General features: G+C 68.9%; 13 protein-coding genes. 5 read left to right on the plus strand and 8 right to left on the minus strand.

Translation table 11 applies throughout. The annotated features are described in order from the left end of the window. The 3 genes from ACIKT0_RS08265 to ACIKT0_RS08275 all read right to left on the minus strand — a co-directional run. On the minus strand, positions 1 to 1,486 hold a 1,486-nt coding region (locus ACIKT0_RS08265; RefSeq protein WP_407104886.1), incomplete at its 3' end, for a methylmalonyl-CoA mutase family protein. Positions 1,487 to 1,600: 114 nt separating this feature from the next. Then, positions 1,601 to 1,942, minus strand: coding sequence for a YkvA family protein (locus ACIKT0_RS08270; RefSeq protein ID WP_407104887.1), 342 nt, complete (start codon positions 1,940 to 1,942; stop codon positions 1,601 to 1,603). Between the two features lie 50 nt (positions 1,943 to 1,992). After that, a complete protein-coding gene (locus ACIKT0_RS08275; RefSeq protein WP_407104889.1) occupies positions 1,993 to 2,406 on the minus strand; it encodes a metallopeptidase family protein in 414 nt (137 codons plus the stop codon). Between the two features lie 245 nt (positions 2,407 to 2,651). Here ACIKT0_RS08275 and ACIKT0_RS08280 point away from each other — a divergent pair, with 245 nt between their 5' ends. From ACIKT0_RS08280 to ACIKT0_RS08290, 3 genes are all read left to right on the plus strand, one after another. Beyond that, positions 2,652 to 2,966 (plus strand): hypothetical protein, encoded by a 315-nt coding sequence (locus ACIKT0_RS08280; RefSeq protein ID WP_407104890.1) that lies wholly within the window; start codon positions 2,652 to 2,654, stop codon positions 2,964 to 2,966. Between the two features lie 247 nt (positions 2,967 to 3,213). Beyond that, the gene (locus ACIKT0_RS08285; protein WP_407104891.1) at positions 3,214 to 3,471 is read left to right on the plus strand and encodes a hypothetical protein; all 258 of its coding nucleotides are present in this window, start codon (positions 3,214 to 3,216) and stop codon (positions 3,469 to 3,471) included. A gap of 82 nt (positions 3,472 to 3,553) precedes the next feature. Then, positions 3,554 to 3,838, plus strand: coding sequence for a hypothetical protein (locus ACIKT0_RS08290; protein WP_407104893.1), 285 nt, complete (start codon positions 3,554 to 3,556; stop codon positions 3,836 to 3,838). A 3-nt stretch (positions 3,839 to 3,841) separates the two neighbouring features. Here ACIKT0_RS08290 and ACIKT0_RS08295 read toward each other — a convergent pair whose 3' ends face one another. Further along, a complete protein-coding gene (locus tag ACIKT0_RS08295; RefSeq protein WP_407104894.1) occupies positions 3,842 to 4,300 on the minus strand; it encodes a GNAT family N-acetyltransferase in 459 nt (152 codons plus the stop codon). Positions 4,301 to 4,357: 57 nt separating this feature from the next. Then, complete coding sequence (leuC, locus tag ACIKT0_RS08300; RefSeq protein WP_407104895.1) at positions 4,358 to 5,767, minus strand: 3-isopropylmalate dehydratase large subunit; 1,410 nt, start codon at positions 5,765 to 5,767, stop codon at positions 4,358 to 4,360. Positions 5,768 to 6,130: 363 nt separating this feature from the next. On the opposite strand from leuC, the gene ACIKT0_RS08305 reads away from it, so the two are divergent. After that, positions 6,131 to 6,742, plus strand: coding sequence for a LemA family protein (locus ACIKT0_RS08305; protein ID WP_407104897.1), 612 nt, complete (start codon positions 6,131 to 6,133; stop codon positions 6,740 to 6,742). Here the strand turns inward: ACIKT0_RS08305 and ACIKT0_RS08310 are convergent. The 3 genes from ACIKT0_RS08310 to ACIKT0_RS08320 are packed head-to-tail and all read right to left on the minus strand — an operon-like array spanning position 6,739 to position 9,192. After that, positions 6,739 to 7,932 carry a diguanylate cyclase gene (locus tag ACIKT0_RS08310; protein WP_407104898.1) on the minus strand — a complete coding sequence of 398 codons (1,194 nt, stop codon included), beginning with the start codon at positions 7,930 to 7,932 and terminating at the stop codon, positions 6,739 to 6,741. The two genes, ACIKT0_RS08305 and ACIKT0_RS08310, sit on opposite strands and share 4 nt — an antisense overlap. 52 nt (positions 7,933 to 7,984) lie before the next feature. After that, positions 7,985 to 8,524, minus strand: coding sequence for a formaldehyde-activating enzyme (gene fae / locus ACIKT0_RS08315; RefSeq protein ID WP_407104899.1), 540 nt, complete (start codon positions 8,522 to 8,524; stop codon positions 7,985 to 7,987). Positions 8,525 to 8,547: 23 nt separating this feature from the next. After that, on the minus strand, positions 8,548 to 9,192 hold the full coding sequence (locus ACIKT0_RS08320; RefSeq protein ID WP_407104900.1) for a carbonic anhydrase: 645 nt from the start codon (positions 9,190 to 9,192) through the stop codon (positions 8,548 to 8,550). 313 nt (positions 9,193 to 9,505) lie between these two features. Between ACIKT0_RS08320 and ACIKT0_RS08325 the strand changes: the two genes are divergently transcribed. Further along, on the plus strand, positions 9,506 to 9,787 hold a 282-nt coding region (locus ACIKT0_RS08325; RefSeq protein ID WP_407104901.1), incomplete at its 3' end, for a RibD family protein.

Genomic DNA, 9,787 nt, shown 5'->3' on the forward strand with positions numbered 1-9,787 from the left:
CTGCGCGAGATCTTCGGCGAGTACCGAGCCCCGACCGGCGTCGGCCGCGCAGGGTCGCGCCCCATTCGCCGGTGGTGACGCCGGCCTTGGCGGCGGCGATCGAGGGCTCCATGACGTTGCGGTCCTCGCGGGCGGCGGCGGCCAGCTCGGCGAGCGCCTTCGCGACCGCGGTCTCGTCGCGCTGGGCCTTCCAGGCCTTCAGCCGCTCGACCGCCTCTGCGCCGACATGCTCGGGAACGACCTGGATCGAGTCGGAGCCGGTGGAGAGCGGAGAGGGCTCGGTCGACTGGAACTTGTTCACGCCCACCACGATCTGCTCGCCGGATTCGATGGCCGCGAGGCGGCGCGCATTGGACTCGACGAGGCGGCCCTTCATGTAGCCGGCCTGAACGGCCGCGATCGCGCCGCCCATGTCGTCGATGCGGGCGAGCTCCGCGCGCGCTTCCTCCTTCAGCTGCTCGACCTTGGCGTCCATCACCTTGGAGCCGGTGAAGATGTCCTCGTATTCGAGGATGTCGGTCTCGTAGGCGAGGATCTGCTGGGCGCGCAGCGACCATTGCTGGTCCCATGGCCGGGGCAGGCCGAGCGCCTCGTTCCAGGCCGGGAGCTGCACGGCCCGGGCGCGCGCGTCCTTCGAGAGGGTGACGGCGAGCGTCTGGATCAGGATGCGATAGACGTTGTTCTCGGGCTGCTGCTCGGTGAGCCCCAGCGAGTTCACCTGCACGCCGTAGCGGAAGCGGCGCGACTTGGCGTCGGTGACGCCGTAACGGTCGCGGGTGATCTCGTCCCACAGGTCGACGAAGGCCCTCATCTTCGCGATCTCGGTGATGAACTTCATCCCGGCGTTCACGAAGAACGAGATGCGCTGCACGGTCTGCCCGAACGCCTCCTCGCTCGGGTTGGTGGCCTTCACCTCATCGAGGACGGCGATCGCGGTCGCGAGCGCGTAGGCGAGCTCCTGAACCGGCGTCGCTCCCGCCTCCTGCAGGTGGTAGGAGCAGACGTTCATCGGGTTCCACTTCGGCATCTCCTTCGTGGTGAAGAGGATGACGTCGCGGATCAGCCGGAGCGACGGCGCGGGCGGAAACACGTAGGTCCCGCGCGACAAATATTCCTTGATGATGTCGTTCTGGGTGGTGCCCTGCAGCGACGAGCGGTCCGCCCCCTGCTCCTCGGCCTGCGCGACATAGAGCGAAAGCAGCCAGGCCGCGGTCGCGTTGATCGTCATCGAGGTGTTCATCTGCTCGAGCGGAATGCCGTCGAACAGGGTGCGCATGTCGCCGAGATGCGAGACCGGGACGCCGACCTTGCCGACCTCGCCGCGCGACAGCACGTGGTCCGGGTCGTAGCCGGTCTGCGTCGGGAGATCGAAGGCGACCGACAGCCCGGTCTGACCCTTGGCCAGGTTCGACTTGTAGAGCTTGTTCGACTCGACCGGGGAGGAATGCCCCGCATAGGTCCGGAACAGCCAGGGTTTGTCGGGCATCTCGCGCTCCGCCTCGCACAGGGAGGCGTCAGCCTTGGCCGCGCCCCGCACAGTCTTTAGCGGACGTGTGCGGCGCCGCAATGAGCCGATCGTCGGACGGAGGCCGAGCCACGCTCAGCCGAATTCCTTGTCCGCGAGCGTGCGCCGCGCCGCCTCGCGGTGGCGGTCGTTGAGATGGGTCCGAACCAGCGCCAGGGTCGCGGCGAGCACGCTGGCGTCGTCCGCGAAGCCCATCAGGGGGACGAAGTCCGGCAGGGCGTCGAGCGGCAGCACGAAATAGGCGAGGGCGCCGAGCAGCGTCGCCCGGACGTGGGTCGGGGTCTCGCGGTCGAAGGCGCAGTAATAGGCGGCGACCGCGTCCTCGGCGAACGGGATGCTGCGCGCGACGCGCTTCACCGTCGGCCAGAAGTCACGCTTTACGCGGGCCTCGTCGGACGAGGCGCTGTCGGCGGCCATGTCGGGTCTCCTCGGCGGTCGACTGAAGGTGGCGTCGCGCGGCCGGGCGATCAAGCCTCCGCGGCCGCGGCGGCCTCAATCGCATCTATGTCCTCGTCCGACAGGCCGAAATGATGGCCGATCTCATGGACCAGAACATGCGTGACGATCGCCCCGAGCTTCTCCTCGTGCTCGGCCCAATAGTCGAGGATCGGTCGCCGGTAGAGGTGGATGACGTTCGGCATCTGCCCGGTGCGAGGAATGGCGTCCGCATGCGCGAGGCCGACGCCGGTGAAGAGGCCGAGAAGGTCGAACTCGCTCTCCGCGCCGAGCTCGGCCAGAACCTCCTCGGTGGGGAAATCGTCGACGCGGATCACCGCCGTCGCCGCGAGCGCCCTGAACTCCTGCGGAAGCCGGGCGAAACCCTCCTCCGCGAGGCGCTCGATGTCGGCGAGGTCCGGAGCGGGAAGGTCAGTCCAATCCACGTCTCGTACCCTGCGCCGTCGTGGAGGCCGGTATGGAACGCAATCCTATCCCGTCGCGTTATCGCGACAAGTCGTGCGTCCGCGCGCGGCCCGGGGGTCGACCGCTTACATGCAGGCGCGCCCAGTGCTTTGCCAATGAACGTCGCGTGAACGCCGCCGTAACGGCGAGTTCATCCCTGCCAAGCCATAGATCAAGCCTGAGGTCGGCGTCTTTCGGCTCCGACCCGAGGGACAAGGAGACGTTGATGAGGACTGCTCTTCTCTCCGCCGCCGCGCTCGCCGTGGGCCTCGGCGTCTTCGCCGCGGCCCCCGCCAGCGCTGCGCCGATCGCCACGCACGCCACCATCGTCGCGCCGGCCGCCACCAACGCAGTCGCCTGCCGCACGGTCCGCAAGACCGTCTGGAGGAACGGCGTCAAGCGCACCGTGACGACCCGTGAGTGCGACCGCGCCGACCGCCGCTGGAGCCGCGATCGCGTCGTGGAGCGCCGTTATCGTCCGGGTCCGCGGCCGTACTACCGTCCGGCTCCGCGTCCGGGCATCGGCATCTACGTTCGCTGACGCCAGGCGAGCCTGATCGATAAAGAGCCCGGCGCTCGCAAGCGCCGGGCTCTTTTTATTCGGCGTAGATCACCCGTAAACTATTAAGGCGGGCCGAGTATTCAGAATCCCATTAGAAGTCGATTTTTCGCCATCAACCTCTTCAAGGATGAAGATCAGGCGGCGAGCCGAGCCTCTTGAGAGGCCGAGCCTCCGCCGGGCGTGCGCTCCGGGTTGGAGAGCGCGCATCTCGTTGAGGGGACCTGCGATGAAAGCTCTCGCACTGGCGTTCTCGGCCGCCGTTCTTTCGGCTGGCTTCGCCGCCGCGCCCGCGACGGCCGGCGTCTACATCGAGTATGACGGGCCGCGCTACCACCATCGCCCACCGGTCTATTACGCACGTCCGGCCCGCGTCTACTACGCCCCGCGCCCGGCGCGACGCGTCTGCCGCGTCACCTATGTGCGCGAATGGGGACCGTTTGGCCCGCATAGCCGGCGCATCGAAACCTGCCGCGAGCGCTGGTGAGCCGAGGGGCCACTTCTCAGGTCCGCGCGGCGCGCTAACTCCCAACCGGGTCGGCGAGATCGCCCGGTTCGGAGGAATGACGATGAAGCGGTGGCAGGCGGGACTGGCGGCGGCGCTCGCGATCGGCGGGGCGTCGTCGGCCTTTGCGGCGGACCTCCCGTATGAGCGCGCATATGGCGAGCGGGTTCATCGGTCGCGGACGATCGTGTCGGACGAGCAGACGCTGATCAGGCCGGTGAACTTCCGCCTCGACGTGCGGACCACCCCGTGGCTGCACTATGAAATGAGGCCGTCTCTCATTTGCCGGCTCGCTTGGGAGCGCGGCAGGCGCGGCGATCGCCCCGTTGAGGTGTGCCGGAACTGGTGAGCCTCACCAGTCGACGGAGCGGTCTATCCTGATCACATAGTTTCGCCACGGCGCCCGCTCGGCGATGCGGTCGTAGAGCGCGGCCGCCGGATTCGCCTCAGGGACCATCCAGCGCAGGTGGACCCAGTCGCGCGCCGCGCCCTCGTCGACAAGGCAGGCGATCAGGGCCTGGGCGACGCCCTTGCCGCGGCAGGCGGCGTCGACGAACAGGTCGTCCAACTGACCGGCGCGCCTGCCGGAGATCGCCTCCGGCAGGTCGTAATAGAGCGCGAAGCCGACGAGCGCGCCGTCGAGTTCGGCGCCCGCGATCCCCACCATCGGCTCGGCGATCAGCTTCGCCGCGTAGGCTTCGTCAGGGGCCCCGGGCTCGCTTGCAAGAAGCGCTCCCGAATAAGCCGCCATCAGGGGCGCCAGACGCGACGCGTCGCTCGCCTGTAGCCGGGGGATGATACGCAGGGACATGCTGGGCGCCGCGATCCGTCGGGAGCCCCGAAGACGAGGCTCCCGCGTTTCAGATGGTCACCGCCACTCGCGGATGTCGACGAAGCGGCCGGCGACAGCCGCCGCCGCCGCCATCGCGGGGGAGACCAGGTGCGTGCGGCCCCGGAAGCCCTGACGGCCCTCGAAATTGCGGTTCGAGGTCGAGGCGCAGCGCTCTTCCGGCGCCAGCTTGTCCGGGTTCATCGCGAGGCACATCGAGCAGCCGGGCTCGCGCCAGTCGAAGCCGGCGGCCTTGAAGATCCGGTCGAGGCCTTCGGCCTCCGCCTGCTCCTTCACGAGCCCGGAGCCCGGAACGACCATGGCGTTGACGTTGCCGTTGACGGTCTTGCCCTCGATCATCCTGGCCGCCTGCCGCAGATCCTCGATCCGCCCGTTGGTGCAGGAGCCGATGAAGACGCGGTCGATCGCGATGTCGGTGATCTTCGCGCCCGGCGTCAGGCCCATATAGGCCAGGGCCCGCTGGATCGCCGCGCGCTTGCCCTCGTCGGCCGCCGCATCGGGGTCCGGGACGACGCCGGTGACCGCGACCACGTCCTGCGGGCTGGTGCCCCAGGAGACGATCGGCGGCAGGTTCGCGCCGTCGAGCCGGACGATGCGGTCGAAATGCGCGCCCTCGTCGGTCCTCAGCGTGTCCCAGTAGCGGCGCGCCGCGTCCCAGGCTTCGCCCTTGGGAGCCATCGGCCGGTCCTTGAGGAACGCGTAGGCCTTCTCGTCCGGCGCGATCATGCCGGCGCGGGCGCCGCCCTCGATGGACATGTTGCAGACCGTCATGCGGCCTTCCATCGAGAGGTTCTCGATCACCTCGCCGGCGTACTCCATGACGTGGCCGGTGCCGCCCGCGGTGCCGATCTCGCCGATGATCGCGAGGATCACGTCCTTCGCGCCGACGCCCTCCGGCAGCTTGCCGTCGACGACGATGCGCATGTTCTTCGCCTTCGTCTGGATCAGCGTCTGGGTCGCGAGCACATGCTCGACCTCGGACGTCCCGATGCCATGCGCGAGGGCGCCGAACGCGCCGTGAGTGGAGGTGTGGCTGTCGCCGCAGACGATCGTCGTCCCCGGGAGCGTGAAACCCTGCTCGGGGCCGACGACGTGGACGATGCCCTGCCGCTTGTCGAAGGCGTCGTAATACTGGACGCCGAACTCGCGCGTGTTCTCGGCCAGCGCGGCGATCTGCGCCGCGCTTTCCGGGTCAGGGTTCGGCAGCGAACGGTTCGACGTCGGCACGTTATGGTCGACGACGGCGAGCGTCTTGTGCGGCGCGCGGACCTTGCGGCCGGTGGCGCGCAGCCCTTCGAACGCCTGCGGGCTCGTCACCTCGTGCACGAGGTGACGGTCGATGTAGAGCAGCACGGAGCCGTCCGGCTGGCGGTCGACGACGTGGTCGTCGAAGATCTTGTCGTACAGGGTCTTGGGGGCGGCGGACATTGAGCGCCTCTAGGTCGTTGGGAGCGTGGGGGAGGAGTTGGGCTGCGCTGGCGGCGCAGGACGTCAGCTCCCGAGTCGGCTCGTGATCGCCGACAGACGCGCGTGGAAGCGGGACGGCAGGCGCACGTGGTCGGAGCGACCCGCGAAGGCCTCCGACGTCAGCGCAAAAAGTCCCGATCCGCGGCCGCTCATGGGGGTGATATAAGTGAACAGCCCTATGAGTTGCAAACGTCTGCGGCGGATTTTGGAGCGCTTCGAGACGCAGGTCCGGTCCTCCGCCCTGGCGGCTTGACAATCAGGCCCGAAGGCGGACCTTCGCGAACGCCGCTCCCGCCCGCCTACGGGCCCAGAAAGGACGACGCCATGAGGCTCTCGCTCACCGCGCCCGCCATCCGCATGTTCGCGGCGCTGACGCTCACCGGCCTTGCGCTGTCGGTCGCCGGCTGCGGCGTCAACAACGTGCCGACCCTCGAGGAACAGGCGAAGGCGCGCTGGAGCGATGTCCAGAACCAGTACCAGCGCCGCGCCGATCTGATCCCCAACCTGGTGGAGACCGTGAAGGGCTTCGCCCGGCAGGAGGAGAAGGTGCTGACCGAGGTGGTCGAGGCGCGCGCCAAGGCGACGCAGGTCACCATCGACGCCAGCAAGCTTTCCGACCCCGAGGCCGTGAAGCGCTTCCAGGACGCTCAGGCGCAGCTCTCGGGCGCGCTGGGGAGGCTTCTGGCGGTCTCGGAGAACTATCCGGACCTGAAGTCCAACCAGAACTTCCTGGCGCTGCAGTCGCAGCTCGAGGGCACCGAGAACCGCATCGCGGTCGCGCGCCGCGACTACATCCAGGCGGTCCAGGCCTACAACACCGAGCTTCGCACGATCCCCGGGCGCTGGATCGCGGCCTGGCTCTATCCCGAGGCGAAGCCCATGGCGACCTTCGAGACCGCGCAGGAGAACCACGCGCCGCCGAAAGTCTCGTTCTAGCTGACGAAGCCGTTGCTTCGCCCGGCTGCGGGCGCGGGATGCCGGCCAGCGCCCCATCGCACCGCAGCCGTGGCGACGACGCATTGTGACTTGCCGGCCGTCTTGGCCCGGTAGAGCGCGTCGTCGGCGGTGTCGAGCAGTTCCGAGACGTCCTCGCCATGGTCAGGCGCGAGCGCCACGCCGACGCTGACGCCGACGCGGACCAGAAGGCCGCTCTGGATCTCGTAGGGAGCGCCGAGCTCGCGGATGAGCCGCTCCCCGAAGGCCGGCGCCTGCCTGCGGTCGACGCCGAGAGCGATGATGACGAACTCGTCGCCGCCGATGCGCGCGGCGACGTCACCGGCCCTGAGCAGGCCGCGGAGGCGATCGGCCGCAGCCTTCAGCAGCTCGTCTCCGGCCGCATGGCCATGCCCGTCATTCACGCTCTTGAAGCCGTCGAGATCGAGGTAGAGCAGGGCGGCGCGACGTTCGCCGCGCGCCTCCATCTCGCGCAGCAGGCCGGCTCGATTGGAGAGCCCGGTCAGCGGATCGTGTCGGGCGAGCCGGTCGTTCTCGCGCTCCGCCTGCATGGTGGCGACCATCAGCGCGTTGAGCTTGTAGGCGGCGAGCCGCATGCTGACGAGGTAGAACGGGATCTGGATCACCGTCAGCAGCATGATCGGCTCGCCGGAGAATGGCGCCGCCAGCACGGTGGGGCCGAGGCTGAGGGCGATCATCAGCGCCGCGAGCCGGGGCGCCCCGAAATTACGGAACGCGATGCCGCCGATCATGGCGCCGGCGGACATGCAGGCGATGGTGGCCACGACCCAGTCGCCGCTGAGCAGGGACATGAAGGCGCCGTAGCCGACGCTCGCCGCCCACAAGATCCCGAGGCAGAGGTAGAGATCGGTCGGGGTGTCGCGGCCTTCCTTGGCGAGCCTGAACGCGCTCAGCAGCACGACCAGCCGCGCTCCGCAGATCAGCAGCTCGGACACGAACCAGATGATGAAGGGGGCGGTCTGGAGCCGAAGCGCCAGAAGGCCCGACACCAGCAGGCTGTTGAGGACGCCGCCCGCGAAAATGGGCAGCGTCCCGAACAGGCTCGCGACAAGCGCGCGCCTGATGTCCTCCGGCACGTCCGGGCCGGCGTCGGTCAGCCAGCGCGTGAAGCGCCACCGGGGCAAGCTGTACGAGGTGGCCTCCATCCGCATGGCGCGACAGGGCGCCCGGGACCGTTAATTCCAGCTTACCACCTGCGCCGGCTCAGTAGTCGATCACGCCGTCCAGCGCGTAGTGCTTTACGGTCTTGCGATTGGCGATCAGCTCATCGATCGTCGGCTCGCCCGTCATGGCGCGCTTGATTGCGAGCTTCGTCGCCTCGTAGTTCGTGCGGTAGAGGTCCTTCTTGTCGACGTTCGGGTCCTCGGCGCAGCGGGGGTCGAGCCACACCGTCATGATGATGCAGATCTTGTCGCAGAGATCCTTGGCGATGACGCCTTCGATCACGCTGTCGAGAACGGCGTCGCCGAGCGCCGCCTGAACCACGCCGCCGAGCAGATCGACATATTCGGCGCTCTGGATCGTGACCTTGCTGGTCATGATGGTCGCCGGCTTCACGGTCTGGTTGAGGTCTCGCACGACGAACATGCGCGTATGGCCGACCGACTGGCCGAGCATCGAGGCGAAGGCGGTCCCGACCGGGCCGTCGACCGCTCCGATCACGATCTCGGGCATGGCGTCGGTCGCTTGGCCTTCCACGGCCAGCACGGTCGCTTCGCCCGTGCGGAAAATCAGGTCGGTCATCGGGATTTCCTCTCCAGAATTCGTCAGTTCGCCGGCACGTCGGCCCAGAGGCCGCGGTCGTCTCTACAGCGGAGACAGCCTGTCGCCACGCCGAAATGCATGCCCGTGATGGCGAGCTCGCCCTGCTCGACCCGCTCGCGGATCCAGGGGAAGCTCATCAGGTTCTCCATCGTGACGCCAACGCAGGCCTGCTCGCCGGCGCGGCTGCGCTCCTCGCCCTCGAGCGCGGGATCGACCTCGGACCTGGCCCGGTCGGCGATCCCCATCCAGCTCACCACGAAGTCCGACACCTCCGGCGGGGCGCCGTCGAACAGCGCCTTCACGCCGCCGCAGCCGGCGTGCGCGAGCACGACGATCCTGCGCACCCCGAGAACCCGGACGGCGAACTCGATCGCGGCGCTGGCGCCGTGATGGGCCTGGTCGGGCGCGTAGGGAGGCACCAGGGCGGCGACGTTGCGAAGCACGAACAGCTCGCCCGGAGCGGCGCCGAGAATCTGCTGCGGGTCGACCCGGCTGTCGGAGCAGCCGATCACCATCACCTTCGGCGCCTGGCCATGCGCAAGGCTCTCGTACCGGCGCTGGAGATCCGGCCAGGCCTCGTGCCGAAAGCGGCGATAGCCCTCAAAAAGCGCGTCCAGTGATCCGGCCTGCTTGTCCGCGTCGCTCATATGCCCTCCACGCCCCGTTCGCCGCCGCACGGATCATGGCGGCCACGACCCGTCAACGGCGCAGACCGTCGCGGGTTTCTCAATCCTCCGCTCGGAGGAGGGGGCGCGCACTGGCGGCGGGCCGCGGCTCCGCTATCTCGTGCGGGGCAGCTCCCTGCGCTTCGCCCCCGCTCGAGCGAGAAGACGCATGATCAGTCCGTCCGGCGGAGCGGCTCCGCTCCCGCCCGATGACGCCGCCGCCTGGGGCGCGGTCAGAGCCGTACGGCAGGGCGCGGTCGTCCCTGCCTCTCTCGAAAACCACCCGCTGTGCCGGATGATGCTGCCGGTCGCGAGGCCCGAGGCTCTCGTGCTCGCGCAGCTCGGCCAGTCGCTGGACGGACGGATCGCGACGCTCGGCGGCGGCTCCGCGCTCATCAACGGGCCTTGCGGGCTCGACCACCTGCACCGGCTTCGCGCCCTGGCGGACGCCGTGCTGGTGGGCGTCGGCACGGTCTGCGCGGACGATTGCCAGCTGACGGTGCCGACGCCCACCTGCACCGGCTTCGCGCCCTGGCGGACGCCGTGCTGGTGGGCGTCGGCACCGTCAGCTGGCAAT

The organism is Hansschlegelia beijingensis, from assembly GCF_045505405.1.
GTDB lineage: Bacteria > Pseudomonadota > Alphaproteobacteria > Rhizobiales > Methylopilaceae > Methylopila > Methylopila beijingensis_A.

Coding starts and splice junctions, on each gene's coding strand:
- ACIKT0_RS08270 (WP_407104887.1), bottom strand. CDS start 1,942: ATGGCCGCCGACAGCGCCTCGTCCGACGAGGCCCGCGTAAAGCGTGAC.
- ACIKT0_RS08280 (WP_407104890.1), top strand. CDS start 2,652: ATGAGGACTGCTCTTCTCTCCGCCGCCGCGCTCGCCGTGGGCCTCGGC.
- ACIKT0_RS08285 (WP_407104891.1), top strand. CDS start 3,214: ATGAAAGCTCTCGCACTGGCGTTCTCGGCCGCCGTTCTTTCGGCTGGC.
- ACIKT0_RS08290 (WP_407104893.1), top strand. CDS start 3,554: ATGAAGCGGTGGCAGGCGGGACTGGCGGCGGCGCTCGCGATCGGCGGG.
- ACIKT0_RS08295 (WP_407104894.1), bottom strand. CDS start 4,300: ATGTCCCTGCGTATCATCCCCCGGCTACAGGCGAGCGACGCGTCGCGT.
- leuC (WP_407104895.1), bottom strand. CDS start 5,767: ATGTCCGCCGCCCCCAAGACCCTGTACGACAAGATCTTCGACGACCAC.
- ACIKT0_RS08305 (WP_407104897.1), top strand. CDS start 6,131: ATGAGGCTCTCGCTCACCGCGCCCGCCATCCGCATGTTCGCGGCGCTG.
- ACIKT0_RS08310 (WP_407104898.1), bottom strand. CDS start 7,932: ATGCGGATGGAGGCCACCTCGTACAGCTTGCCCCGGTGGCGCTTCACG.
- fae (WP_407104899.1), bottom strand. CDS start 8,524: ATGACCGACCTGATTTTCCGCACGGGCGAAGCGACCGTGCTGGCCGTG.
- ACIKT0_RS08320 (WP_407104900.1), bottom strand. CDS start 9,192: ATGAGCGACGCGGACAAGCAGGCCGGATCACTGGACGCGCTTTTTGAG.